Source organism: Brachybacterium squillarum M-6-3 (assembly GCF_000225825.1).
Classification (GTDB): domain Bacteria; phylum Actinomycetota; class Actinomycetes; order Actinomycetales; family Dermabacteraceae; genus Brachybacterium; species Brachybacterium squillarum.
In genome coordinates this window covers 501,551-528,192 of sequence record NZ_AGBX01000001.1, presented here as the reverse complement: position 1 = coordinate 528,192, position 26,642 = coordinate 501,551, and the positions used below count along the sequence as shown (strand labels likewise).

17 protein-coding genes and 3 pseudogenes are annotated in these 26,642 nt (G+C 69.7%); 6 read left to right on the top strand and 14 right to left on the bottom strand.

Annotated elements, in window-relative coordinates:
* Window positions 1-75: 75 nt before the first annotated feature.
* From OM98_RS02445 to OM98_RS02430, 4 genes are read right to left on the bottom strand one after another with little or no spacing between them, the layout of a single operon-like run.
* Window positions 76-1,770, bottom strand: coding sequence for an ATP-binding protein (locus tag OM98_RS02445; RefSeq protein WP_010532978.1), 1,695 nt, complete (start codon window positions 1,768-1,770; stop codon window positions 76-78).
* 3 nt (window positions 1,771-1,773) lie between these two features.
* Window positions 1,774-3,771, bottom strand: coding sequence for a site-specific DNA-methyltransferase (locus tag OM98_RS02440; RefSeq protein WP_010532977.1), 1,998 nt, complete (start codon window positions 3,769-3,771; stop codon window positions 1,774-1,776).
* Between the two features lie 34 nt (window positions 3,772-3,805).
* Window positions 3,806-4,489: a DUF4391 domain-containing protein gene (locus tag OM98_RS02435; RefSeq protein WP_010532976.1), complete on the bottom strand. Its 684-nt coding sequence runs from the start codon at window positions 4,487-4,489 to the stop codon at window positions 3,806-3,808.
* Complete coding sequence (locus OM98_RS02430; protein ID WP_010532975.1) at window positions 4,486-7,755, bottom strand: helicase-related protein; 3,270 nt, start codon at window positions 7,753-7,755, stop codon at window positions 4,486-4,488. The genes OM98_RS02435 and OM98_RS02430 overlap by 4 nt, the downstream gene beginning before the upstream one ends.
* Window positions 7,756-8,277: 522 nt before the next feature.
* On the opposite strand from OM98_RS02430, the pseudogene OM98_RS02425 reads away from it, so the two are divergent.
* Together OM98_RS02425 and OM98_RS14970 are read left to right on the top strand one after the other, a co-directional pair.
* A pseudogene (locus OM98_RS02425) lies at window positions 8,278-9,483 on the top strand (ISL3 family transposase); the annotation flags it as partial.
* A gap of 301 nt (window positions 9,484-9,784) precedes the next feature.
* Window positions 9,785-10,855 (top strand): IS110 family RNA-guided transposase, encoded by a 1,071-nt coding sequence (locus OM98_RS14970; protein WP_010532973.1) that lies wholly within the window; start codon window positions 9,785-9,787, stop codon window positions 10,853-10,855.
* Between the two features lie 18 nt (window positions 10,856-10,873).
* Here OM98_RS14970 and OM98_RS14395 read toward each other — a convergent pair.
* Window positions 10,874-11,762, bottom strand: a pseudogene (locus OM98_RS14395) (IS30 family transposase); the annotation flags it as partial.
* A 114-nt stretch (window positions 11,763-11,876) separates the two neighbouring features.
* Between OM98_RS14395 and OM98_RS02410 the strand changes: the two are divergent.
* A complete protein-coding gene (locus OM98_RS02410) occupies window positions 11,877-13,559 on the top strand; it encodes an ABC1 kinase family protein (protein WP_010532971.1) in 1,683 nt (560 codons plus the stop codon).
* 4 nt (window positions 13,560-13,563) lie between these two features.
* Here OM98_RS02410 and OM98_RS02405 read toward each other — a convergent pair whose 3' ends face one another.
* On the bottom strand, window positions 13,564-14,337 hold the full coding sequence (locus OM98_RS02405; protein ID WP_010532970.1) for an SDR family NAD(P)-dependent oxidoreductase: 774 nt from the start codon (window positions 14,335-14,337) through the stop codon (window positions 13,564-13,566).
* A 150-nt stretch (window positions 14,338-14,487) separates the two neighbouring features.
* On the opposite strand from OM98_RS02405, the gene OM98_RS02400 reads away from it, so the two are divergent.
* Window positions 14,488-15,321 (top strand): helix-turn-helix transcriptional regulator, encoded by an 834-nt coding sequence (locus tag OM98_RS02400; RefSeq protein ID WP_010532969.1) that lies wholly within the window; start codon window positions 14,488-14,490, stop codon window positions 15,319-15,321.
* Window positions 15,322-15,330: 9 nt separating this feature from the next.
* On the opposite strand, the gene OM98_RS02395 is transcribed toward OM98_RS02400, so the two are convergent.
* The 6 genes from OM98_RS02395 to OM98_RS02365 form a co-directional block, all read right to left on the bottom strand.
* Complete coding sequence (locus tag OM98_RS02395) at window positions 15,331-15,549, bottom strand: NUDIX hydrolase (protein WP_010532968.1); 219 nt, start codon at window positions 15,547-15,549, stop codon at window positions 15,331-15,333.
* 1,285 nt (window positions 15,550-16,834) lie between these two features.
* Window positions 16,835-17,329: an NUDIX domain-containing protein gene (locus tag OM98_RS02385; protein ID WP_010532966.1), complete on the bottom strand. Its 495-nt coding sequence runs from the start codon at window positions 17,327-17,329 to the stop codon at window positions 16,835-16,837.
* Between the two features lie 67 nt (window positions 17,330-17,396).
* A complete protein-coding gene (locus OM98_RS02380) occupies window positions 17,397-19,148 on the bottom strand; it encodes a 5-oxoprolinase subunit B/C family protein (protein WP_139017545.1) in 1,752 nt (583 codons plus the stop codon).
* Window positions 19,145-19,906: a LamB/YcsF family protein gene (locus OM98_RS02375; protein WP_010532964.1), complete on the bottom strand. Its 762-nt coding sequence runs from the start codon at window positions 19,904-19,906 to the stop codon at window positions 19,145-19,147. The genes OM98_RS02380 and OM98_RS02375 overlap by 4 nt, the downstream gene beginning before the upstream one ends.
* Window positions 19,903-21,090: a Sir2 family NAD-dependent protein deacetylase gene (locus OM98_RS02370; protein WP_010532963.1), complete on the bottom strand. Its 1,188-nt coding sequence runs from the start codon at window positions 21,088-21,090 to the stop codon at window positions 19,903-19,905. Before OM98_RS02370 ends, OM98_RS02375 begins: the two co-directional genes overlap by 4 nt.
* Window positions 21,087-21,725, bottom strand: coding sequence for a DedA family protein (locus tag OM98_RS02365; protein ID WP_010532962.1), 639 nt, complete (start codon window positions 21,723-21,725; stop codon window positions 21,087-21,089). Before OM98_RS02365 ends, OM98_RS02370 begins: the two co-directional genes overlap by 4 nt.
* A gap of 606 nt (window positions 21,726-22,331) precedes the next feature.
* On the opposite strand from OM98_RS02365, the gene OM98_RS02360 reads away from it, so the two are divergent.
* Window positions 22,332-23,315, top strand: coding sequence for a LacI family DNA-binding transcriptional regulator (locus OM98_RS02360; protein WP_010532961.1), 984 nt, complete (start codon window positions 22,332-22,334; stop codon window positions 23,313-23,315).
* 185 nt (window positions 23,316-23,500) lie between these two features.
* On the opposite strand, the pseudogene OM98_RS14965 reads toward OM98_RS02360, so the two are convergent.
* Window positions 23,501-24,082 (bottom strand): annotated as a pseudogene (locus OM98_RS14965) (alpha-L-rhamnosidase-related protein); the annotation flags it as partial.
* Between the two features lie 184 nt (window positions 24,083-24,266).
* Here OM98_RS14965 and OM98_RS02355 point away from each other — a divergent pair.
* Entirely contained in the window at window positions 24,267-25,280 is a 1,014-nt protein-coding gene (locus OM98_RS02355) for a LacI family DNA-binding transcriptional regulator (protein ID WP_010532959.1), read from the top strand.
* 129 nt (window positions 25,281-25,409) lie between these two features.
* On the opposite strand, the gene OM98_RS02350 is transcribed toward OM98_RS02355, so the two are convergent.
* Window positions 25,410-26,633, bottom strand: coding sequence for a hydroxymethylglutaryl-CoA synthase (locus OM98_RS02350; protein WP_010532958.1), 1,224 nt, complete (start codon window positions 26,631-26,633; stop codon window positions 25,410-25,412).
* Window positions 26,634-26,642 lie beyond the last annotated feature (9 nt).

Here is a 26,642-nt window from a genome sequence, read left to right as displayed (position 1 = left end):
AGCGCAAGGGTGAAAACATGCTGACCTGGGGTGATGCAGGAGGGCCAGTGAGAAGGAGGTGCCTTCTTGTTTTCCTCATGTTTGAGTGTCCGGCGGCTCAGGACCGAGGACCCAGCGAGGTTGCTGCTGCGAACCAGCGTTGTGGATCGTGCCCGCCTTGCGCATGCGTGTCAGGAGATTGGAGACGCGAGCGCGGCGCTGACTCTCGGTGAGGTTCTCGTCGACGTACCTGTCCAGCACGCGATCGATCTGCTTTCGTGAGGCGGGCCCGAACTGCGTGATCAGGTTCTTGACCAGTTGGGCCAGGTGCGCGTTCTCAGTGGCGCGTGCCTGAACGTACTCCGCCTCGGTGCCTGCGGCGACCGCTACTGTCGAACTGACGCGGACGTGGGGTGCCCGCCCCTCGATGAGCCGTGCGCGACGGAGCCGAGCGCGGGCCTCGGTGGCTATCTGAAGCCCCTTCTGCACCCTGTCCAGTGCGAGTACGTCAGCGAGGTCGAGGTCCGTGTGGGCCATTAGCTGTTCGCTGTAGTTCTGGTCGATGACGCGGCTGTAAATCGTAGTCCGCACCTCGTTGTCACGCGGGAACTCGTAATCGGGCAGCGGGAGGAACCGTTTGCGCTGTGAGTCGTGGATGCGGCGAAGCCCGTATCCGATGCTGTCGATCATGTTCAGCGAGACCATAGCCTCGACGAGATGCGGATTGCGGTACCTGCTCGGGACTCGTTGACCTATCACGTAATCCTCGACGCTGGCCCCCTCGATGAAGCTGCCGGCGTTCTCGAGCACGATGCGGTCCGAATGCTCGCGCAGCGCGATGCGTGCGCCGGACGCCCAGTCCGCGTGGGCGACGCAGTTGTGGATCGCTTCGAGGACAGCGTCTCTGTCGTACTTGGGCACCTCCGTCTGGATCAGGGTGCCGGGTTGAAGCATTCGCACCTGGAAGTTGCGGATGCGTTCGTAGGCTTTCGTGGTGTTGAGCAGGAACGGTGGGCCGAAATGCTCGTAGGCGCGCTCCTCGGCGTCGAGCACCCAACTGATCTGCACAGAGACGCCGGTGAGAAGGCCTGCACTCGACGGGGCTCCGAGAAGGAGCAACGCGGAGCGCGTGAGCTTCCCTTGCTGAGTGAGATGGGCGCGTGCCAGGAACTCGTCGTCTGACCAGTCATCGATCTCTTCTCGAGGGATGGAGTGCTGGCTGGAGAAGCCTTCCCGGGCTGCTGCGAGAGCGGCGGGGTCGAGGTCCGCGATGGTGGCGTCAGGGACTGTCTGAGCGGTCCAGTCACCGCGAGGGTCGTGGCCACGCAGCTCGTCGAACTTGTCGAGTGGAAGCGCACCGAGGCTCTCTCCGGAACGGCCGTAGGCGTGACCCTTCCAGGCAACGGCTTGACCCCGTGGTGCTGCGGGGATCTCGAGCATCAGTACACGACCCTTTGGGTGGTGTACTTCGTGGATGCCACGGAACGTGCCCTTTGTGCTGGTGTGCTCGGCGATTTTCTGCTTGAGGTCGTTGCTCTGTCCTGGCCGAGAGAACGCACGGGTTCCAACGACGCTGCGGGAGCGGTCGTCGATTCCCAGCAGCATCCATGCACTCTGGATGCCGTGCAAGGCGGCCTCGTTGCTGAGCGCGGAGAAGTACTTACCGAGCTTGTCCAGGTCGTATGAGTTCTCAGCGTGCTTGCACTCGAGCACCTCACCCTCCCACGCCACGAGAAGCCCGTCCAGGAGGTCCTCGGGGCGCGGGGAGGAGGAAGTGTCGGATGCGGACATAGCTCAGATGACCTTGACGTCAGTGCTGGGGGAGACCTCGGCGAACACCTGTTCTGCGTTGATCCGTGCGGAGTCGGTCACGAAAGCAGAGTCGCGGAACACCACGCGCAGTGGCTTCCGTGCTGCCAACGAGGTGATCAGCGTAGGGATGACGTCTTGTGCGAAGCAGGCGAGCAACGCGTCGTCGTCCACGCTGAGCACTTCGCGGCCGTCGATCTCTTCCCGGGCGATGGGAAGGCTGAGCTCGAGCCCCCAGTCGAGCATGACCTGGAACAACAGGTCCTCGCCACTGCGGCCGGGCTTCACATTGTCTACCAGTCCGGTGAGCTCGCCTTGGGCGAGCGAATCTGGTACCCGGAGTGTGTCTGCCATGTTCGTCGTATCTATTTTCATAGACCGGAATCCAGTGTCGACTTGCGAGTCAATACCAATTTGCCTTCCTGCGACACGAAGTCTTTGTTTTGCTATCTCACTAACGACGGCAGGTTTCTCGAGCTCCTCGAGCATATTTATTGCGTTTGCTGTGATTTGTCGCGCCGCACCCTGAGCCGTCTTTAGGGAGTCGTGCAGATGCTCTGCAATCTGAATTCCAATAAATCGCGGATGTCGCCCATTCTTCTTGCCGAATTCCCATGCGGCATGGAGCGCAGATCCCGACCCAGAGAACATGTCCAGAATAATATCCGAATCGCCAACCCCGAGGGCGGCATAGATGTCGGAAAGCAGGATTTCGTCTTTGGGGTTCGTGAATACCTTATTGCCGAATAGTTGCCTAAGTCGCTTAGAGGCCGCACGTCCGTCCACGAAGCGTACACTTGTGAGGCTCTGATCCTCTGTTCCGCTGAGATATGTCTTAAGCTTCGGTACCCCGTGGTGATCGGGGCCAAAATGCACCCTGCCCTCGGCGATCATTCTGTCCATTGTCGACTCGGGGAATGCCCAGCCTCGACTGGGCTCCTTGACGGGCACCCCGGTTACTGGATGGATGACCGGGTAGACGTACTGACCGTCGTTTGGTCCGGAAATGTCGGCCGGGAAATACACTCCTCGTTCATCCATCCAGGAGTAGTGCTTACTTCCGTAGATGGGGTCGCTCGGAGAGAATTGCTTATACCATGCCTGCGCACCCTTGTGGATGGCATCCCAGTCGTCGCCATGTCTGGCGCGAAGATTGGCGAATGCGCGATATATGTCCTCGAGTCCACCCTTTCGCTCGGTCCATTGTCCGCCGTTTACTGACCTGCTTTTCACGAAGAACACGATATATTCGTGTTGAATAGAAATGAAGCGTTGGTCGTTTTTGCTGGAATTTTTGAGAACGATCTCCCCTACGTAGGAGTCGAGCCCAAAAATCTGTTGACCGAGCTCCACGAGGTGCGCATGCTCATTCTCGTCGATCGAAACGACCAGAACGCCGTCATCTCGCAGAAGGTTTCTCGCCAACTTGAGGCGTGGATACATCATGCTCAGCCAGTCCGAGTGAAAGCGGCCATTGGACTCGGGGTTGGACTTGAGGCCCGCGCCAGACTCGTCCTTCTGGCCGGACCGCTCGAGATACTCCGAACTACTCTGGGCGAAGCTGTCGTTGTATACGAAGTCATGACCTGTGTTGTACGGAGGATCGATGTAGATGAGCTTGACCTTGCCCAGGTAGCTCTCCTGGAGGAGCTTGAGAGCCTCCAGGTTGTCGCCCTCGATGAAGAGGTTCTTCGTGGAGTCGAAGTCGACCGACTCCTCGCGCTGCGGCCGCAGGGTCTTCGCGATCGGGGCGTTCGCCGCGAACAGCGCCTCCCGCTTCCCAGGCCAGTCCAGCTGGTACCGCTCCTGGGGCCCCTCCACCACATGATCGGAGAGCTCCTGACGCAGCAGGTCGAAGTCGATCGCTCGCTTCACCTCGCCAAGCTCGTCCCGGGTCTCCGTGACCACGGCTGGGAAAAGCTCGGCCAGTTGGTCGATGTTGCGCGCCGTGAGGTCTGCTGAGTGCATTCTCAAGTGGTCCATGCGTTTCCTTCGGTGGGAGCGGACGGGGGAGTGATCAGGACAGTGCATCGCGTTCGCGCTGCAGCTCACGCAGCTCCTGGCGCAGTGCGACTTGTCGGTTGAACTGCACCTCACGCTGGATCTTGCGCTCTAGAGCGGTGATCCTGCGATCGAGCGTCGCAATGGCTTCGATTCTCTCAGCCACCTCTGACACGCGAGAGCCAGGGACGCGCGGGGCGGGCAGCAGCGGCTCGAGAACCGCCAAGTACAGCGCCTCGAGATCGATCGCTGCGGGCAGGGGAGCCCGGGGCGCTTCGGCCGGGACCCACGCGGAGGTCACGTACTGGCCTCGACCTCCTGGCCCGCGTGCGCTGAGGAATGCCGCCATGCGGTGCTCCTGACCTTCTCTGGCCGTGCGGGACAGCTCGAAGATCACTCGTCTCGGCATCGATCGGTCCAGCACCTCCAACGTGCCGGCGTCGAGGTCGCCTGCTCGCAGCTCGATCCCGATGACGACGAACTCCGGCACCTCCGGTGTGCCGGGAAGAGTCGTGAGCGCGGGCGAGAAGGTGAACAGCCAGCGCACGTGCTCCACATCGTCCGTCAACTTCTGGCGCACTGCCGCCGGAGTCGACGCAGCGGAGGCGAGCGTACGCTTCGGGACCACCCGGTCGATACGTGCAGAAACGGGCCAGCGGACCAACGCCTGGCCGGGTGCCGTGGGGCGAGCATCGCTCATCGTGCGTCGCTGCCTCCTTGTACCGGGTCGACGACCGCGACGAACGCCGTCAGCTCGAAGTCGTCGAGTCCGCCGAGGCTTGGCGTGGGCTGTGCCGTCGGCCCCGCGGTGAAGAGGCTGCCGATCAGGTCCTCCTCCTCGCGGTGCGCCATGGAGTCGATCGCGGCAGTGAGGAGCTGCGAGTACCCGTCCATCTCGGCGCCGTCAGCAGTCGCCTCGTTGAAGGGCTCGAAAGCCTCGGGCAGCGGATCGTCGTACCGCCGGCACGCGGAGCGCAGTAGATCGAGCAGCCTCCTCACCTCGGTGTGCGCGGTGACGACGTTCCCCTGCTCATCGAGGTAGACCAGGTAGTGCGGGTGCAGTCGGTTGCCCCGCTGGAACGTCCCATCGGCTCGGACATTGCGCAGCGCGAAGATCACCCCGGGGACGAGTCCGGAGGCGGGATCGGCGGGCACCACCGCGTGCAGCCCCTTGGGTGCGTCAGCGATCGAGGGGTCCTCGCGGAGCCTGGCCTGGAGATCCAGGTGCACATCGTTGAGCCCGAGATCCGTGATCGAGACGCCGCCACGCACATCCTCGAGATCGATGACCTCGTCTTTCAAACGGCGCAGCTGCTCGTGACGATACGCGACGTCCTCGCTGTCAGCGGGCTCCAGGACGTTGTCGTCACCGGTCGCGGTGATGTCCGTGATCCGCATCCGGTTCTCGACCCGCTCCACCAGATGGATGTACTGATCGAGGTCGACATCGGGCCAGAAGTTCACCAACTGGATCGTCGAGTTCGTCGACCCGATGCGGTCCACACGCCCGAAGCGCTGCACGATCCGCACCGGGTTCCAGTGGATGTCGTAGTTGACCACCATGTCGCAGTCCTGCAGGTTCTGCCCCTCGCTGATGCAGTCCGTCGCGATGAGCACGTCGATCTCCCGCGTCTCCTCCGGCATGAGCACGTCGCGCTTCTTCGAACGAGGGGAGAACAGCGTGAGAGTCGAGGAGAAGTCCAGGCCGGGCCCGAGGGTGTTCTTCGGGGCTCGCGTTCCCGTGACCAGCGCGGTGTTCAATCCTCCGCGTTCGAGTGCTGGAGCAACGTGCTGATACAGATACTCCGCAGTATCCGCGAAGGCGGAGAACACCAGCACCTTGCGGTTGCCCTCGTTCAGCGGCTCCTTCACCTTCTGATCGATCACCCGCATCAGCTCACGCAGCTTCTCGTCGCCGTCGGCGTCGATCGGTTCGAGAGCAGCGAGCAGGTCGCGGATCACGTCACGGTCCGTCTCGAGGTCGCGGCGGAAGGAGATCACGTCGAGATCTGCGATGTCGATGGCGACGGTCGAACCGACGGTGGCGGTCAGCTCCGTCTCCTCGCTCTCGTCGTCCCAGTTCTCGATCGCCTCGGAGTCGTCTTCCACGGCGCGGCCCTGCTCCAGGGCGGTCAGATCTTCGTCGATACGCCGTGCAACCGTTCGGAGCGTCAACCTGAAGGCCTCGATCGAACTCTCCAGGCGCTTGAGGAGGTTTGTGGTCATGAGCCGCCGTATGCCGAGCTCGCGCGAGTGCGCGCCAAGATTTGCAACGCTTCCGCTGCGGCGGTTCTGGCCGGCACCGACATTGCCGTACAGCTCCTCGTACTTCAGCCTGCGACTCGCGAGCACGTACCCGAGTGGGGTGTAGGTCGCGAGCGTGAGGGTATCGAGCTGGGCGGCGATGTGCTCGAAGCCCGGGGCATCCTCGCGTAGCGACAATGGCGCCGAGACCGAGACCGGTGGCCGACGCTCAGGGAACGCTCCGATCGCACTCGTGTCGTAGAACCTCGCGACCTGCTTGCGCGAGCGGGCGATCGTCACGGCATCCAGTAGTGAGAAGAAGTCCAGGTCAAGACGTTCCAGGATCGCTGCCGAGGTGCGCTCCTCGGCAGGCAGCTTCGACCAGGCTGAGAACGCGGCCTGCGCGTCGCGGAACACCTCGTCGAGCGACGTGTCGATCGGGAGGTTCGCGGTGAACCGCTCCGTGTCTCCCTCATAGGCGAGCGCCAGCTGGTTACGGAGATCCGTGAACCGGTTGTTGACCGGGGTGGCCGAGAGCATGAGGACCTTCGTGCGCACTCCCTCCCGGATCACCTTGCGCAGGAGGGCGTCGTAGCGGGTCTCGCGGTCCTCGTGGTGGACGGCGTTGCGGAAGTTGTGGGACTCGTCGATGACGACCAGGTCGTAGGCGCCCCAGTTGAAATCATCCAGGGTGATGCCGTTCGAGGAGCCGCGCTCGCGCTGCAGGTCTGTGTGTGCGAGCACGTCGTACCGGAACCGCTCGCCGGCGAAGGGGTTCGAGCGCCGATTCTGGGTGAACGTGGTCCAGTTGTCGCTCAGCTTCTTCGGCGCGAGGACGAGGACATCCTTGTTGCGCAGCTCGTAGTACCGGATGACCGCGAGTGCAGTGAACGTCTTCCCGAGTCCCACGCTGTCGGCGAGGATGCACCCGTTATAGCGCTCGAGCTTGTTGATGATTCCTGTTGCAGCGTCCTCCTGGAAGTTGTAGAGCGCCTTCCAGATGACGGAGTCCCGGTACCCGGTGCGGTCGTCAGGCATCGCATCGGTGAGCACATCCTCGAGGAACTCCGCGAAGATGTTGTAGAGGATCACGAAGTAGATGTGCCGAGGTGAGTTCTCGGCGAACACCGTCGCGACGAGGTCCGTGATCTCCTTGGTGACGTCGCGAGATCGTTCCGGATCTGCCCACAGCTGCTCGAAGCGATCGAGGAAACGTGCGGTGTTCTGCGGGAAATCATCCTTGATGATGTAGCGCGAGGCTCGGCCACTGCCCCCGTATCCCAGGTCAGGGGCGGTGAAGCCGCTGAACCCCGTGTAGAGCACTGAATCGTCGAGGGTGAGGGTCTCCTGCTCGCCGGGAGTGGTGCTGGCATGGAATCGGGCGGTGCGCCGTATCCACTCTGCGCACTCGCGCGCGATCGATCGCTGGGTCATAGCGTTACGGAGCCGGAGCTCGAACTCGGTGCCGAGTAGCTGGGACTCCGTCGTGTTCAAGTGGTCAACCCCGAATCGGCGCCTCTCCTTGCCGGCCGATGCCTCTCCCGGGAACGCCGGTGATGTGAAGAGGAACTGAACCTCGTCGACGCCCTCCAGCTCCTGGCGAAGAGCGTCGAACGCGAAGATCGAGAAGGCGCTCGCGGCGATGCGCACCTTCGAAGAACGCTTCAGCTCCGAGCGAAGATCGTCGCCCCACAGCTGAGAGACGTTGTCGAACACCTCCATGCGGCATCTTTCCTTCTGCGATGCGAAGTTGCGGCGAGCCAGCCCGGTTCGCTGCCGCCGAGTGGCGAGAGTGAGCTCCCCCTGGTGAGCTCCTGGCGTGCAGTGTCTTGCACTCTACCTGGATCTGCGCAGGCTGGGCCTCTTCACGACATGATCTGAAGCCTGTTGATCCGTCGGGACTGTGGCGACCGCTCTGTGCTTTGGTTCGTGCTCAACGGCGTGGAAGTCGGGCCGAGAGGGTAGCCAATGGGCCTTCTACATCGACGGCGGGCATTGCGGAAGGCCGGTGGCGCGTTGAAAGCGCTGGCGTGACGTACCTGGGGAATGGGGATCCGACGTGTCTCAGAGGGAAATCGGCGACGTTGAACTGCTTGAACACCCTTCATCCGTCTCACCGTCCGCTTATCGGGCTCTTCAGAGTTGAGTGTGGGCGCGCCGGTGGCGTCGGGTCGCTGGGGATAGACGTCGAGGTCCTCGATGATGAGCGGACTTCTACCCCCGCTGATCTCAAGGACCTCGACAATGCCCAACTCTACGTGCGCCTGCTCTGACGCGCTCGGCCGCTGCGACCGTTGCGATCTTCTCCTCGATTTCCCCAGCCTCCATCTGGCCTCGGTGGTGAAGGGCCGTACGGGCCTGGTGCTCGAGGTCGAGTCCTGCGATCCAGTGGCCGGATGCCCGGGTTGCGGAGTCATCGCCGCTGGTCACGGCCGAGTGATGGTCGAGGTGATCGATGCGCCCTGGGCGGGCCGTCCAGTGCGGATCCGGTGGCGCAAGCGCCGCTGGATCTGCCACGAGGGCATCTGCGAGGTGGTCTCGTTCGTGGAGCAGGACCCGGAGGTCTGCGCTCCGCGGGGCCTGCTGAGCACGCGCGCGATCCGCTGGGCGATCGGTCAGCTCCGCCGCGAGGGAGCGACGATCCAGGGCCTTGCTCGCCAGCTCGGCACGACGTGGAACACGGTCTGGTCCCAGGTCCGACCACTCCTGATCGAGGCTGCGAACGACCCGTCCCGGTTCGAGGGAGTGCAGGTCCTGGGCGTGGACGAGCACATCTGGCACCACCGGGACCCGCGCCGGCGCGGCCCGAAGGAGCTCACCGGGATGGTCGACCTGACCCGAGGACCCCACCCCACCGCCAGGCTGCTGGACCTGGTCCCCGGCCGATCCGGCAAGGCCTACCGAGACTGGCTGGACAAGCGGGGCGAGACGTTCCGCCGGAAGGTCGAGATCGCGACGCTGGACCCGTTCCAGGGATATAAGAACGCGATCGATGACCAGCTCGAAGATGCGACCTGCGTGCTGGACGCCTTCCACATCGTCAAGCTCGGCGGGGCGGCGGTCGATGACGTTCGCCGCCGGATCCAGCAGGAGACCCTCGGCCACCGCGGCCGCAAGGGAGATCCCCTCTACGGCATCCGCCACATCCTCCGCGCGGGGCGCGAACGCCTCACCCCGCGCCAGCAGACTCGGCTGGCCAGCGCGTTCGCGGCGCATCCCGATCATGTCGCGGTCGAGGTCGCCTACCACTGCTCCCAAGACCTCCGCGACGTCTTCCACCAGCCCACACCCGCACGAGGGCGACAGCTCGCCGAGAGGCTCATCGCCTCCCTGCCGTCCTGCCCGATCCCCGAGATCGCCAGACTCGGGAAGACCCTGCGCCGCTGGCGGACAGCGTTCCTGGCCTACTTCGAAACCGACGGCGCGAGCAACGGCGGCACCGAGGCCGTCTGTGAGTCTGGCTCTGGCTGATCTGGGATCGGCTGGTCAGGATGGATACCGGTCGTGTCGAACCGGGTGTGACTCTCGAAGCAATTGGCCCGCAGCTTGCGGTGTCTTCCCGTTGAATTGTCCGCTCGGTGCGGCGCAGCCGGCGCCGTCCGGCCCACCTCGGTGACCTCATCAGGAGACTGCCCGACCCTCGGGTCGTGGCCCATCACAGATTCGCCCCGAAGTGACCTCTTCCCGGACCGGCGCCGGCCGTTCAGCGACCGTGACCATGTCCGTCTCGAGGAGAGGAGCGTCGATCGCCATGGCTATCGTCGCGCATGCTCGTCCGTTCGTCATCGGCGTGGACACCCACGCCCGCAACCACGCCGTCTCAATACTCGCTTGCCCGACCGGCGAGATCGTTGATGAGGCCCAGTTTCCAGCCACCGCCGCTGGCCTGTCCCGGGCCGTGACGTGGGCCGGGCGCCGCACCGGCGGTGACGTCACTGTGCTCTGGGTGATCGAGGGCACCGGTACCTACGGTGCTCGTCTGCGCGCAGTAGCCGCGGACAACGGATACACGGTCGTCGAGGCTCCGCGGATGAACGCCCGCGCGAACCGCGCGATCGGCAAGTCTGACCCGCTCGATGCACGCCGTATCGCTGCTGCAGCCCTCCCGCTGCACGAGACGCAGCTGCGCGAACCGCGCGCCGACGATGGGGTCCGCGCGGCAGTCAAGGTGCTGCTCGCCTCCCGCGACCACATGAGCACCGAGCGCACCGCGACGATCAACGCGCTTACCGCGCTGCTGCGCGTCGTCGACCTCGGCATCGACGCTCGCCGCCCGCTCACCCAGGCCCAAATCGACGCAACTGCCGCATGGCGGGCCCGCGATGAAGCCCTCGCCACGGCGACCGCACGTGGCGAGGCCACCAGGCTCGGCAAACGGGTCGCCGCGCTCGACAAGGAGCTCAAGGACATCACCAAGCGCATCACAGACCTTGTTCGCCAGAGCCCCGCTGGTGGCCTGCTCGACCAGCCCGGCATCGGCCCGGTCACCGCCGCCGTCGCGTTGACGTCCTGGTCGCATCTAGGTCGGATCAGATCCGAGGCTGCGTTCGCCAGCCTCGCCGGCGCCAGCCCGATCCCCGCGTCCTCGGGCAACACCGTGCGGCACCGCATCAACCGCGGAGGTGACCGCCGTCTGAACCGCGCCCTCCACATGGCCATCGTCACTCGCATGCGCATGGACCCAAGAACTCGCGCCTACGTCGAGCGCCGCACTGCTGAAGGACGCACCCTCCGCGAAATTCGTCGCTGCCTGAAGCGATACCTCGCCCGCGAGATCTACCGCCACCTCACCACCGCAGCCCGCGCCCAACTCGCCGCTTGACAAACATAGGAGATTCTGAGGCTCGCCGGCCAGTAGCCGGGTGAAGGCCTCGGTGGGGGTGAGGTATCCCAGTCGGCGGCGGGGCCGGTTGTTGATCTCCTCCGCGATCGCTGTCAGGTAGGGCTGGTGGTCGGGGATCTTTGTGCCCTTGGGCTGGTACTCCCGGTAGAGCCGGTTGGTGTTCTCGTTGCTGGGTCGCTGCCAGGGCGAGTGCGGGTCGGCGAAGTAGACCGGCATCTCCGTGGCCAGGGAGACTCTCGCGTGCTGGTCCATCTCAGAGCCCTGGTCCCAGGCCAACGAGCCACGCATCATCTCGGGCAGAACGTTGAAGTACTCGATCACCGCACCCGCCGCGTGTTCGGCGTGCTTGGAGGGCAGGGCGAGCAGGCCGGTGAAGCCACTCATCCTCTCCACCAGCGTCGCCGCGCAGGAGGCACCGTTCTTCCCGATGATCAGGTCCCCTTCCCAATGCCTGGGAACGCGGCGCTCGGCGGCGTCTTCGCCCCGCCCCGAGAGGGGGACCATCCCGATGATCGGCCCGCCCCGGGACCGGCCCGTCGTTCGGGGCCTCCGCGTGGTCCGCTTGGACTGCAAGAAGTTCCCGCGGCGGACGAGTTCGCCCCGGGGGATCGCGTAGATGTACTGGTAGATCGCCTCACCAGAGACGGTCGGGCCCGCAGCGTCGGGAGAGTTGCCCATGCGCTCCACGGTCGGGTCTGCAGCCTCCAGACGCAAGCGGCCCGCGATCTCATTCGGCGTCCACGACGCCACCAGGTCCGCCTCCACGCGAGCTTGCAGCACCGGATCGGCGGCGACTTCCGTACCTGGCGGTCCGCACTCCCCAGCCCGCCTTCGAAGCGGTGGAGATCTCCGACCGATCCGAGAACGACAACCCCGCCCGCACCACCCGAGCACCCCTCATGCAGAACCCCCGCCGACCGGGAGTGTTGCTACGACGCAATGACACCACCGGGGTCTCCTTCGACCTTCTGAGCCCGGATCGCCTGGATACCCTGGCGCCATGACGCTGAGCAGACGGGAACGGCTGAGGCAGATCGGCGAGGTGCTCGCCCGCTACGGATGGGAGTCGGCCGGGCAGCTGCTCGGGGGCCACCTGCCCGCCCTGCGCCTGCCGCACCGGCCGGGACGCACCGCCGCCCAGCGCGAGAGCGGCCCCGTGAGGCTGCGCCGCACCTTCGAGGACCTCGGCCCGACGTACATCAAGCTCGGCCAGATGCTCGCCACCCGCGAGGACGTGCTGCCCCCGGCCTACGCGCAGGAGCTCGCGCGGCTGCAGGACGGCACCGCGCCGATCCCGGGGGAGCAGGTCGAGGCGGTGATCCGCGAGCAGCTCGGCGCCGGGGTCGAGGAGCTGTTCGGCAGCTTCGAGGCGACCGCGCTGGCCGCCGCGTCCCTGGGCCAGACCCACCGTGCGACCCTGCACGACGGCACCGCCGTGGTGGTCAAGGTGCGCCGTCCCGGCGTCGCCGAGGAGGTCGAGGTCGACCTCGAGCTGATGCACGAGATGGCCGAGATCGCCGTCCGCGAGTCCACCACGCTGCGCGACCTGGGCCTGCTGGACATCGTCACGGCCTTCGAGACCTCCCTGCGCCGCGAGCTGGACTACACGGTGGAGGCCGATTCCGCCGAGCGCTTCCGCGCGAACCTCGCCACCGACCCCGCCGTGCACATCCCCGCCGTGTTCCGGGCGCTGTGCACCGCGCAGGTGCTCACCGAGGAGCGCGTGGCCGGGGTCCGCATCACCGACACCGCGGCGCTGGACGCGCGCGGCATCGACCGGCCCGCGCTCGCCGACGCCGCCTCCCGCACCGTCGTGCACATGGTGCTGGTGGACGGCTTCTTCCACGCCGACCCGCACCCCGGCAACCTCTTCGTGCGCGAGGACGGCGGGCTGTGGCTGATCGACTTCGGCATGGTCGGGGAGCTGGACGAGGCCACCCGCACCCAGCTGCTGTGGCTGGTGCTGTCGCTGGCCTCGAAGGACCCGGACACGGTCTCCCGGCGTCTGCTGCAGCTGGCTCCGCCGCGCGGCCGGGTGAGCCATCGGCGGCTGCACGAGGACGTGGCCGCCCTGCTGGACACCGTCTCGGGGACCTCCTTCGCCGAGATGTCGATGAGTGCCTTCTTCTCGCAGCTCATGGCCCTGGTGCAGCGCCACCGGCTGCAGCTGCCGTCCTCGGTGGCGCTGCTGCTGCGGATGCTGGTGCTGCTGGAGGCCTCCGCCGCCGTGCTCGACCCGGACTTCCACCTGGGCCGGGTGCTGCAGGAGGTGGGGTACTCGGCGCTGCTGGACCGCTGGGGCCCGAAGGCCCTGGCCGAGCACGCCGCGGGGGAGGTGCGCAGCGTCGCCCGCACGGCCGCCGGGCTGCCCGAGCGGCTGCTGGCCCTGCTGGAGGACTACGAGGAGGAGGGCGTGCGGGCCCGCCTGGACCCCGCCGACCTCGAACCGCTCGTGCAGCGTATCGAGTCCACCGGCGACCGGGTGATCGCCGGGGTTACGATGAGCGCCCTGCTGGTCAGCCTCGGCACGGTGATCTCGGCGGCCGACGGGCGGGCCGGGCGGCTGCGGGACCCGCTGATGATCGCCGCCGGCGGCGCGGCCGGGCTGCTCGGCGCCTACCTCGCGGCGGGCGCCGGGCCGGGCCGCTCCCTGCGCCGCGCCGCCCGCCGCTACCTGGGCTGAGCCGTCAGCGGGTTGGCTTGGCGCCGCGGGCGAAGCGGCGCGCCTTGCGCTCCTCGGGCAGCAGCTTGTTGACCAGGGCGGCGCGGCGCGTGCCCGCATCGCCGCCGACCACGTGGTCCCGGCCCTCGAACATCCCCTCGAGGCCGCGGGAGGCGACCAGCGCCGGATCGTTCTTCCAGGAGTTGTCGCCGAACTTCGTGGCCTGCATCCCGGCGCGGTCGTGGAACTCGGTGGCCGTCGCCCCCGGCAGCAGCGCCGTCACGCTGACGCCGTACTCGCGCATCTCCTCGCGCAGACCCTGCGCGAAGCTGTACATGAAGGCGCGGGTGGGGCCGTAGATCGACTCGTAGGGCGTCGGGGTGGTCGCCGAGAGCGAGCTGGTGATGAGGATGCGGCCGGAGCGCCGATCCGCCATCTGCCGCACCACGCGCTTGGCGAGCCGCACCTGGGAGACGACGTTCAGGTCCAGCAGGTGCAGCTCGTCCTCCAGGTCCGTGTCCAGGAAGGCGCCGCCGAGGCTCGCCCCCGCGTTCAGGGCGGCGACGTCCAGCGGGCGCCCCTCGGCCTCCACCGTCGCCCAGACCTGGTCGATGCCCTCCGGGGTGGTGAGGTCGGCGCGCACCGGGATCACCCGCGCCCCGGGCAGCCGCTCGGGCAGGCCCTCGACCCGTTCGCTGGTGCCGACGCCGATCACGTCGTAGCCGCGGGCGGCGAGCCCCTCGGCGAGGCGGAAGCCGATCCCGGAAGAGGCTCCGGTCACCAGTGCCAGCATGCTCATCTGCGCAGTCCTTTCGATCTCGGGCGCGGAACCATCCCACCCGACACCCGGGGGACGGTGCGGCGCCAGGGTCGCTCGATCGTAGGACTGCCGGTCCCACCCTCCGCCGGCCCCAGCCTCCACCGGTCCCGCGAGGCGGGATGAAGGGCCATGCCCAAGAACCAGGCCCTGCAGGACTTCCTCACCGCGAAGCGTGCCGCGATCACGCCCGAGCAGGCGGGTCTGTCCAGCAGCGGCGCCCGCCGCGTGCCGGGGCTCCGCCGCGAGGAGGTGGCGATGCTGGCCGGCGTCAGCACCGACTGGTACACCCGCCTCGAGCAGGGCCGGGACGTGACCCCCTCCCGCTCCGTGCTCGATGCCCTGGCCCGCGTGCTGCGGCTGGACGGCCCCGAGCACGACTACCTGAGGAACCTCGCCCAGGCGGGGACCGCGGCGCCGCAGGGCCCCGACCGGCCGACCGTGCGCCCGGGGATCGCCCGCATGGTCGAGGCCTTCGAGCACCAGCCCGCCTTCGTGCTGGGCCCCCGGATGGAGGTGCTGACGGGCAACACCGCCGCCTGGGCGCTGCTGACGGACTTCCCCGCCCGCCCCGAGCACGACCGCAACCTGCTGCGCTGGGTCGCCACCGACCCGGCCGCGCGGGACCTCTACCTCGACTGGGAGGAGATCCTCGCCGACCTGGTGGGGGTGCTGCAGCTGGAGGCCTCCGCCGCCCCGGCCGACCCCCGCATCCGTGCGCTCGTCGCCGAGCTGCAGGACTCCAGCCCCGCCTTCGCCCGGCTCTGGGAGCGGCCCCGGCCGCAGGGCCGGACCTGCGGCACCAAGCGCTTCGACCACCCCGAGGCGGGGTTCCTCCGCATCGACTGGGAGGCCTTCGGGGTGCCCGACGACGCGGGGCAGACGCTGTTCGTCTACACCGCCGCCGACGAGGCCTCGGCCGATGCGCTCGCGCAGATCACGACGGCGGGAGCCACAACGCGCTGACGCCCGGGCTCAGCGCCGCCCGGGGGTCGTGTAGAGGTCCGGCTGCTCCTCGCCGCGCAGGACGGCGAGGGCGTGGCGCACCCGCTCCGCGCCCCAGGGGGAGAGGATCTCCAGCTCGGACTCCTCAATGAGCGCCCAGTCGTCGAGTTCCGCCTCCTGCGGCACCACGCGGGCCTCCAGGTCGGCGCGGGGGATGACGCCGCCGTCGAAGATCAGGTGCGTGCCCATCGGGGCGCCATCGAATGGCGTGCCTAAACGTCGCCCACCGCCCGTTCATTCGGGTGATCTGGGTCCAGTAGCGTTTTTTCGCGTGGCTATGAGTTGATCGACTCGTCGTCGGGGTTCAACCATCGAAGTTACGATGTGGCTTCTGTCGATAGAGGCGGCAGTGATCTCCGTGTGGCCAGATTATGTATCGCGGAATTTTGCAGTAGTGGAGCAAAAATGGCTCTTTCGGGCAGTGTAAGACTGGGGTGTTACGGCGAGCCTATCGGGGGATACCACTGCGAGGGAAAAGGTCTATATATCTGGTTGCCGCAGAGCCGGCTGGTTGTCAGGCCAGGTGCAGGTCCCACGAAGCTGCCGGTGCCTGCGGGTACTCATCACAAACTAGGATGAAATTAACATTCTGTTAATATCGAAGTACTGCGACCAGAAGTTTCCGACTTTTGCCAGATACGCGTGCTGAACAAAATTTGACACCACGTCGATCGAACCGCTATCTGGATACTCAATACCTAGGCTTCGGGTCGATGGAGGGGAGGGTTGGCCAACGTCTTTAGGGTCAACGATAACCCACCTCCCCGAAAACTCGCGCAACAATCCTTCCCCTAGGTAGGCTTCGTACTGGCGGAGTTGTGCGGCGGGGATGGACTCGGCGTTACGCCAGGTGGAGAGCATGTGAGTCTCCGTCGAGTTTAGAGAAAACTTGCTCCAGGGAGCCTCTGGATCGACGTACTTTAGGGGCCCGGGCGCCGCGAACTCCGATGCAATATCTCGGCAGTGCGAAGCCCATGCTGGAAGATCAAAATTAGGTTCGATCATTTAGGGATTACCACCCAGACCTTGCCAAGCTTCTTGCATTTGACAGGAGGTAGTTCTTTGTTCCTGTTCAGGGCGTCGCGGATGGCCTCGCATGCCCCCGGCTTGTGGCGACTCTGATGACCTTGCTCCAGATCATCGGCACGGTCTTGACAAGTTCGGGCGCATCGGGGCTCGGACTCTGTGTGTCTGGCGTCGATGAGGTGGAGATGGGTTGGCGGACCTCGCCTGTCGCGCCGACGGCGGGGCTAAGGGTGACCATGAGTGCGAGGAGGGCGCTCAGTACTTTAGTTTTCATCATGGTTCCACTTTTCTTGGCGTTTTCGGAAGCTCTATCGGAGAAGCTAGTGCATGTGTGGGTGGTGGTGTCAAGGCGTGGAAGTAACATGGGGCTCGCCGGCCAGTAGCCGTGTGAAGGCTTCTGTCGGGGTTTGGCGGTCTCGACCCCTCCTCGGGGCTGGCGCGCCCGGGCTCAGCGCCGCCCGGGGGTCGTGTAGAGGTCCGGCTGCTCCTCGCCGCGCAGGACGGCGAGGGCGTGGCGCACCCGCTCCGCGCCCCAGGGGGAGAGGATCTCCAGCTCGGACTCCTCAATGAGCGCCCAGTCGTCGAGTTCCGCCTCCTGCGGCACCACCCGGGCCTCCAGCTCGGCGCGGGGGATCACGCCGCCGTCGAAGATCAGGTGCATGCCCATCGGGGCGCCGATCTCCACCCGGGAGCCCACCCAATAGATGGTGAGCAGGCGGCCCACCTCGATGTCCAGGCCCAGCTCCTCGCGGACCTCGCGCTGTGCGGCCTGCCGGGGGTCCTCCCCGGGGTCCACCCCGCCGCCGGGCAGCAGCCAGTGATCGCGGTAGTTCGGGTCCTCCACCAGCACCCGGCCGGTCTCGTCGCGCAGGATCACGGCGGAGAAGGCCATCACCTTCGGCAGGGTCGCGAAGTAGGCCGGGTCGGGCAGCAGGGAGGGCATGGCGCCATCCTGGCACGTGGATCGGATGCTCCTCGGTGTGCCCTGCGCAGCGGACGGCGCCGCATGCTCAGTCGGGGTCCGGGGAGCCGGGGTCGGCGGCGAGCGGGGGGAGCTGGGTGACCGCGGCGAAGCGCACCGTCGTGCCCGGCACGGCCTGGGCCAGGGCGTCCAGCCCGGCGCGGGTGACGACGCCGATCACCGGGTAGCCGCCGGTGGTGGGGTGGTCGGGGCCGAAGACGACGGGCAGCCCCGAGGGTGGCACCTGGATCGCCCCGGGCGTCATCGGCTCGCTGGCCCGGCCCGAGAGATCCTTCGGGACCGGCAGGGGGTCGCCGTCCAGGCGCACCCCCACCCGGTCCGAGTCCGGCCGCACCGTCCAGGCGGCATCGAGCAGCGCGTCCAGGGCCTCCGCCCCGAGCAGCCCCTCGCGCGGCCCCGGGACCAGCGGCACCGTGACCTCCGAGCCCGCGGCGGGGGCGTCGGTGGGGTCCTGCACCGCGCCGAGGTGCTCGGTGCTCCCGGCGCGCAGGAGGTTCCCGGCCGCGAGCGGGGCCGGGCCGAGCGCGGAGAGGGTGTCGCGGGAGCGGGACCCGAGCACCTCCGTGGGCACCAGCCCGCCCCGGACCGCGAGCACCGGCCGCAGGCCCGTGGCGGCGGGTCCCACCCGCAGCTCGTCCCCGGGGTCCAGGGCGAGCAGGGGTCCGACAGACTGTCCCCGCGGCGACGACCGGGGCGGGGCGTCGTGCCTGGTCTCGTCCGTGCTCGCGCCCTCCGCGGCGGTGACCTCCTCCGCGCGCAGCACGGACAGGGGCGCCTCGGCCCCGGCCAGCGCCACCACAGTGCGCGCCACCGCCCGCATCCGGAGCGGCCCCAGCAGGATCTCCAGCGCCGCGGCGTGCGGCGGATTGCCGACGGCCAGGTTCGCCGCCACCAGGGCGGAGCGGTCGAAGGCGCCGGAGGTGCCCACGCCGATGGCGGCGCGTCCGCTGCGGCCCGCGTCCTGGACCAGGGTGGCCGGGCCCGGCTCGAGGACCTCCAGCACGGGTCGCCCGGCGGGGGCCGGATCGGCCGCGGGGCGGCGTCGTCCGGTCCCGTGCTCGCGGCGGACGGCGGCGCGCTCCCGGGCGGGCTCGAAGCGCACCCGGGTGCCGGGGGCCAGCAGCGCCGGCGGGTCGGCGGCGGGGTCGAACAGGGTGGCCTCGGTGCGGCCGATGAGCTGCCAGCCGCCGGGGGAGGAGCGGGGATAGATGCCGCAGTAGCGGGAGGCCAGGCCCACGGAGCCGGGCGGCACCGCGGTGCGGGACTCGGCGCGGCGCGGCACCTCCCAGGGCGGGCCGCCGGGGAGGCCGGAGGGCTCCAGCGGCACCAGGTAGGCGAAGCCCGGGGCGAAGCCGCCGAAGGCCGCCACCCAGGTCGTCGCCCGGTGCGCCTCCAGCAGCGCCTGCTCGCCGAGGCCCAGCAGCTCGGCCGCCTCCGCGAGGTCCGGGCCGTCGGCGATCAGGGGGATCCTCACCTCGGCGGCCGCGGCCGCGGCGGCGGGCGCGGCGGGCAGCGCGGACAGCAGGCCCGCCAGGGCGGGCAGGTCGCGGGCGTCGGCGGCGACCAGCAGCAGGCTGCGCTCGGCGGGCACGACGTCCACCAGGTGCCCCGGGGCCAGGGCATCCAGCGCTGCCGCGGCGGTCAGCACCGCGGCGGTGGACGGGTAGTCGGCGAGCAGGGCCGTCTCGCCCACCCGGTGCTGGGCCAGGGGCGCCTCCAGCGGCGGGCCGGGCTCGACGGGGGCGGATCGGCGTGGGCTCTTCGGGCTCCGTGGGCTCATCGGGCGGCCGTCACCTCGACCCCTGCGCCTTCCAGGCGGGCACGGACCGCCCGGGCCAGCTCCACCGCCCCCGGGGTGTCCCCGTGCAGGCAGATCGAGGCGACCTCCAGCGGGATCTGCTCACCGTCGCGGGTGCGCACCCGGCCTTCGGTCGCGATCGACAGGGCCTGCGCGGCGACCTGCTCGGCGCCGGCCAGCACGGCGCCCGGCTCCCGGCGCGGGACCAGCGTGCCGTCTGCGGTGTAGGCGCGGTCGGCGAAGCCCTCGAGCACCACCTCGATACCTTCGCCGGCGGCGCGGTCGGCGACGACGGATCCCGGCGCGGCCACCAGCGGCAGGTCGCCGAGCAGGCGCAGCGCCTCCACCACGGCCGCGGCCTGCGTCTCGTGGTGGGCGAGCGCGGTGTACAGCGCGCCGTGCGGCTTCACGCCCCCCACCCGGGCTCCCTCCACCCGGGCCATCGCCTGCAGCACCCCGGTCTGCGCGATCACCTGGTCGGTGAGCTCGGCAGGGGCGATGTCCAGGAAGCGACGGCCGAAGCCGAGCAGGTCCGGGTAGGCCACGTGCGCGGTGACCGCGACGCCGCGGGCGGCGGCCGCGGCCAGGGCGGCGCGCATGGTCGTGGGGTCCCCGGCGTGGCCGCCGCAGGCGATGTTCGCCGTGGTCACGACCGCGAGCATGGCGTCATCGTCACCCATCGGCCAGGAGCCGTAGCCCTCGCCGAGATCCGCGTTGAGATCGATCCGAACTTGGCTCATGCGGTCTCCTGCTGGCGCACGGCGGCGGGGGCGGCTGCCTCTGCGCGGTCGGGGCCGGCGGCGCGGTGGCGGCCGGTGCGCGGCGGGGCCGGCCAGGCGGTCAGCTCGGCCCAGGCGCCCAGCACCTCCTCCAGCCGGCCGTGCAGGCGGATCGTAGCGACCTCGTCGGCGCGGGTGGGCCCGTCGTTGACCACCACCACGGGCAGGCCCGCGGTGCGGGCGGCGCGCACGAAGCGCAGCCCCGACTGCACGGTGAGGCTGGAGCCGAGCACCAGCAGGGCGCGGGCGGCGGCCACGGCCTCACGGGCGACGGCCACCACCTCGGGCCGGGCGGCCTCCCCGAAGAACACCACGTCGGGCTTGAGGATGCCGCCGCACAGCGGGCACGGCGGGTAGCGGAAGCTGCTGGTGCGGTCCACCTCGGCGTCGCCGTCGGGGGCCTGGGCGGCATCGGCGGCCAGCTCCGGCAGGCGCGCGGCCAGCTCGGGGTTCATCGCCAGCATCCGCTGGTGCAGGGCGGCGCGGGAGCTGAGCGCGTCGCAGCTGCGGCAGCGCACCCGGTCCAGTCGGCCGTGCAGGTCGATCACGGGGTGGGAGCCGGCCTGCTGGTGCAGCCCGTCCACGTTCTGGGTGATGACGGCGGTGACCGGCAGCGCGCCCCGCCCGAGGGCGGCGAGGTGCCGGTGCGCCTCATTGGGCTCGGCCCGGCGGAACTGCGCCCACCCCACGGTGGAGCGGGCCCAGTAGCGACGGCGGGCCAGGTCGGAGCCGAGGAACTCCTGGGCGGTCATGGGGGAACGCGGCACCGCCTGCGGGCCACGGTAGTCCGGCAGGCCCGAGCCGGTGGACATGCCGGCACCGGTGAGGACCGCGACGGGGCCCGGAGTCAGCAGCTCGAGCGCCGCGGTGACCTCCTCGGCGGGACTGCGGTGTCCGTAGTCCTCGCTGGTCAGCGGCCCCCATTCCGGGGTGCGGGGCAGGCCGCGGCGTCGCCCGAGGGTGGTGGGGGCGGCCTGCGGGGACTCGGCGGCGGGACGGGTACCGGGGGTGCTGGAGAACCAGCGGCCGACGTCCGCCGCCGGTCCTGCGCGGCCCGCCGTGCGGTCCGGGGCGGTGGCCGCCGGGTGCTGCGGGGCGGCCGAGGACCCCGATCCGGGAGGCGGGGGAGTCGGCGCGGTGCTCACCTGCCCAGCCTAGGGTCCTCGGCGTCGCGCCGCGCCCGACGGGCCCGTCCTCGTCGGATCGTGACCACGGCCACCGCGGTCAGGCCCGCCCCGGCGACCAGCAGCGAGTACCCCCGCACGAAGCCCTCCAGCGCCTCGCCCCCGGCGCTGCCGAACAGGTAGCCGGCCCCCACGAAGAGCGCATTCCAGATGCCGGATCCCAGGCCTGTGGCCAGGGCGAACAGACCCAGCGGCATCCGTTCGATCCCCGCCGGTACGGAGATCACGGTGCGCACCATCGGCACGAAGCGGGCCAGCGCCACCGCGGGGAAGCCCCAGCGGGCGAAGAAGGCCATCGCCCGGTCCACGTCGGTCTCCTCGAGCAGCGGGACCCGCCGCACCAGGGCGCGGGTGCGGGCCTCCCCGAGGGCCCGCCCGATGCCGTAGACGGCGCAGCCTCCGAGCACCGAGCCGGCGGTGGTCCAGCCCAGCGGCCACAGCACGCTGCGCCCCTCGGCCGCGGCGGCGACCCCGGCGAAGGGCAGCAGCACCTCCCCGGGGACCGGTGGGAACGGGGCCTCGGCGGCGATGACGAGCAGCAGACCGGGCCCGCCGAGCCGCTCCATCAGCGCGAGGGCGAGGGCGGTGACGTCCATCGGACTCCTTCCGCCTGGGCCCTGCGACGCTAGCCGCGCCGGGTGGCCGGAAGACGATCACGAGGTGACAACGAGGCGTCAGAAAGTTCCGGGAAGTCATTGACAGACGTTTCGTGAAGCGCTTTCCTGAGTGTGCCGCACCTCACCGGAGCACCCTCCGACCCCCGGGGTCGCGGCCTCGGCCCCACCGCGCCCCTCGCCGATCCCGGGGCGGGGATGGGCTACCGCGTCGGCGTCAATCCCCCGGTGCGGGAGGTCGCCGAGATCGAGCTCGACGGCGAGCCGTGCGGTCTGCTCTGGCGCCCGCCCTACCGCCTCGACCTCGGGGACCGGCTCGAGCCGGGGGAGCACCGCCTCCGGATTACGGTGCACGGCACCACCGCCCCCGCCGACTCCCACGCGGCCGCGCGCATCGCCCGTCGGGGACCCGCACCCCCGTGTCCCCGGGACCGCATCTGGAAACGCTTGCGACCCCGCGACCAGCGGTCTCACGGCGCGAGGTCCGAGATCGCGGCCCGGCCTGCAGGAGTTGCACTTCCGGCGTGCGCGCCCCACGATGGGCGCACCCACAGGCACGACCCGTCGCGACGGGGAGAGGAGGACGCCATGGCGATCACCCTGAGGGAGGTGGCCACGCGCGCCGGGGTCTCCGTCGCCACCGCCTCGCGAGCCCTCCACCGCCCCGAGATGGTCCAAGCTGCCACCCGGGACGCCGTGCAGCGCGCCGCCGCCGAGCTCGGCTACGCCCCCAACCGCAGCGCCCGCACCCTGATCACGGGCCGGACCGGCGTGCTCGGCGTCGTCGTCCCGGACCTGCTGAACCCCTTCTACCCGGCCGTGCTCAAGGGCGCCCAGGCCCGTGCCCGCCACCACGGCGTGCAGCTCCTGCTGGCCGATGCGGAGGAGACCCCCGAGGGGGAGCTGCCGCTCGTGCGCACCCTGGCCTCGCAGGTCGACGGGGTGCTGCTGTGCTCCCCGCGGATGGACGCCGCGAGCCTCGACGCTGCCTCCCGCCTCACCCGGATCGCGCTGGTCAACCGCACCCACTACGCGCTGGAGGCCGTCTCCGCCGACGCCCGCACCGGCGTGCGCGCCGCGCTGCGCCACCTGCGCGCCCTCGGCCACCGCCGCGTCGGCGTGGTCGGCGGTCCCGCCAGCAGCTGGTCCGATGCCGAGCGCCGCCGCGCCATCGGGGAGGTCGCCGCGGAGCTGGAGCTGCAGGTGGTCGACGTCGGCTCCTTCGCCCCCACCACCGCTGGCGGCCGCGAGGCGGCCGAGGCCCTGCTGGTCGCCGAGCTCGCCGCGGTGATGGTCTACAACGACGTGATGGCCCTCGGGCTGATCGCCCAGCTCCGCGCCAGCGGCTTCCGCGTGCCGGGCGACGTGAGCGTGGTGGGCTGGGACGACATCGAGTTCGCCGCCGTCACCGACCCTGCGCTCAGCACCGTGACCGTCCCGCGCTACGAGATGGGCGCCGCCGGCATCGATGCCCTGGTCGGCGAGCCCGCCGCCCCCGAGGACTGCGGCATGCAGTGGCGCTTCGAGACCGGCTTCGTGCCTCGCGGCACCACCTCCCGCGCCCCCCACTGAGCCCGCGCCCCGAGACCTCTCCCGCACCTTGTCGCCTCTCGCCCCCTGCCCCCCGCGCCCCGGGCACTTCTGCGCGGTTCCCTTCCACCAGAGGAAGTCAGCCGCGAAAAAGTGCCTGGGGCGGGGCGGGGCGGGGCGGGGCCAGGGGTCGGAGCCAGGTGCCGGGGGACGAAGACGGATGGGTCAGGCGAGGCGCATGGCCTCGCCCGTGCCGGTGACCTGCTGGGTCTCTCCGCTGGGGAGTTCCACCCGGACCGGATCCCGAGCACCACCTGGTAGATCCAATCGGCCACGGCGCCGAGGGCGTAGTGGTTGAAGCCGGTCATCCCCCCGGCGTTGATCGAGCCGTCGAGCAGCATCGAGTCCCAGCGCTCCCAGATGGTGGTCGCGCCCATCGAGACGGGGTACAGCCAGGAGGGGCAGCCCTCCTCCAGCAGCAGCCGGTAGGCAGCCTCCACGTGCCCGGTCTCCGAGAGCGCCCAGGTGACGAACGGGGTGCCCGCGAAGCCGGTGGAGACCTTGTACCCGGCCTCCCCGACCACCTCGGCGAGGCGCGCGGCAGCCAGGGTGCGCACGGCCAGGGCCTCCCAGCGATCCGCGTCGGCGACCTCCCCGATCAGGCGGGCGGCCTCGGCGGCGAAGCGCGCCGAGCGCACCAGGCAGGCCGTCGCCACCACGCCCGTGTCGGCTTTGGCGGCCGCAGGGCTGTCCGGCGGGGCGTCCGGGGCCAGCCAGTCGCCGAACTGGAAGCCGGTGTCCCACAGGCCGCCGCCGAGACCGCGATCGACGAGGCGAGCGCGCAGCTCTCCTGAGCCCCTGCGTCCCCGGCGCCGCAGGTCACGGTAGGGTCGGCGCCAGACCGGCAGTGCCGGGGCCGCGGCCGTGGGCCGCGGGCGCAGGCCGGGCACAGGCCCGGCCGCGGTCGGAGCTGTCGGGCGGAAGGGGAACGGTATGGCGGGCGGACGCCCGGTGGGCATGAAGGACGTCGCCCAGGCGGCCGGGGTCTCCGTGGGCACCGTCTCCAACGTGCTGAACCGCCCCGAGGTGGTCTCCACCGACCGCCGCGAACGGGTCGAGGCGGCAATCGTCTCCCTCGGCTACGTGCGCAACGACGCCGCCCGCCAGCTCAAGCTCGGCCGCTCGCGCACGGTCGGCGCGATCGTGCTGGACTCCGGCAACCCCTTCTACACGCAGCTCGTCGGCGGGATCGAGGCGGCCGCGGAGGCCTCCGAGCTGGCCGTGATCGCCGGCAGCTCCGGCAACCGGGCCAGCCGCGAGAAGCTCTACCTCTCCCTGTTCGAAGAGCAGAGGGTGCGCGGCATCCTGTTGGCCTCCGCGGGAGGCAGCGAGGAGCAGATCGAGCGCATCCGCCAGCGCGGAACCCCGGTGGTGCTGGTCGAGCGCGAGCGCGAGGCCGCCGGAGGCTCCTCGGTGAGCGTGGACGACGTCGCCGGCGGGGAGATCGCGGTGCGGCACCTGACCGGCATCGGGCGGCGCCGGATCGCCGTGATCGCGGCGCGGCCCGAGCTGCGCCAGGTCGCCGACCGGCTGTGGGGAGCCCGCACCGCCGCGGCGGAGGCCGGGGCCGAGCTGGAGGTGCTGGAGGCCGAGGACCTCACCGTGCTGGCCGGCCGCACCATCGGGGAGCACCTTGTCTCCCGGTCCGCGGCCGAGCGCCCCGACGCCGTGTTCTGCGTGAACGACCTGCTGGCGGTCGGCGCCCTGCAGGCCTTCGCCTTCCGCCACCAGGTGGCCGTGCCCGAGCAGATCGCCCTGGTGGGCTACGACGACATCGCCTTCGCCCGCTCCACGGTGGTGCCGCTGACCTCGGTGGCCCAGCCCGCGGACCTGATGGGCCGCACGGCCCTCGCGCTGCTGGAGGAGGAGATCGCCGAGCAGGCCTCCCCGCGCCGCCACGTCAGCTTCCGGCCCACCCTGGTGGAGCGCGCTTCGACCCTCGGCTGATCACCGCCGGCCCGTCGTCGCCGATGTGCGGACCGCCCTCCTGCGCGCCGACAGGCCCGTCCTCAGCCTGCGCGAGCAGAAGAAGCACCTCGCGCACCATCCCTGACGCTGCCGCGAGGCCCGTCCCGGTCAGGCGCCGGTGGCCTCGTAGACCCGCGCCCGGCCGCGGATCCCCGCGAAGCGATAGGGGGCCTTGGTGACGCGCTCGGTCTCCACGTCGGTGTCGCTGGGCAGCACGCGGGCGTGCAGCTCGCGGTACTCGGGCAGGGCGATCGGCACCCGTGCCTCCAGGGCCTCCTGGACCTGCGCGGCGCGGCGCGAGGACCGGTAGCCGGGCTGCACGATGCCGGTGAAGAACTCGCCGGTGGCCCCCGAACCGTAGGAGAACAGGCCGATGCGGCGGCCCGCGAGGTCGTCCTCGAGGTCCAGCAGCGCGGCCAGGCCCGCCCACATCGAGGCCGTGTAGGTGTTGCCGAGGTCGCGGTTGTAGGTGAAGCTCACCTCCTGCAGCTCGTCGCCGAGCTCGGCCCCCGTGTGCTGGCCCAGGCGCTTCAGCGCCTTGCGGGCCATCTTGGTGAAGGGCTGGTGCATGGTGAAGCGGTCGATCTCCTCGATCGCCACCCCGCCCTGGTCGCGGTAGTCGTCCCAGGCGGAGGTGAGGGCGTCGAGGTACGCGGTGAGCGACAGGGCGCCGTCCACGAGGGCCACGGCGGAGTCGTTGGGACGCCAGAAGTCGTCGACGTCCACGCTGCTGAGGCCGGAGCCGCGCTCGATGACCAGCAGGTCCGGGTCGGCGGCGATCAGCATCGCGACGGCGCCGGCACCCTGGGTGGGCTCGCCGGAGGAGTCCAGCGCGTACTTCGCCACGTCCGCGGCGATGACCAGCACCTTCTCCCCGGGGTTGCGGGCGATGATACCGGTGGCGGCCTGCACCGCGGCGGTGGCGCCGTAGCAGGCCTGCTTCACCTCGAGCACGCGCACGGTGGAGGGCAGGTCCAGCAGCTTGTGCACGAACAGGCCGGCGGACTTGGACTGGTCCACGCCGGACTCGGTGGCGAACAGGACGGTGCGGATGCCCTCGGTGCCAGTGCGCTCCAGCAGGGTGCGCGCGGCGGTGGCGGCCATCGTCACGATGTCCTCGTCGGGCGCGGGCACGCTCATCAGGCTCTGTCCGAGGCCGATGCGGTACTTGTTCGGGTCGGTGCCGGTGGACTCGGCGAGGTCGCCGAGGTCGAGCACGTGATGGGCGGTGGCCAGGGCCAGGTCGTGGATGCCGATCGCCTGCATGGAGTCCTCCGGGGAGTCGGTGGGATGGGGGTGGAGGGGAGCGGGGGCGGGGCCGGGCTGCGTCATCGCGCCCGC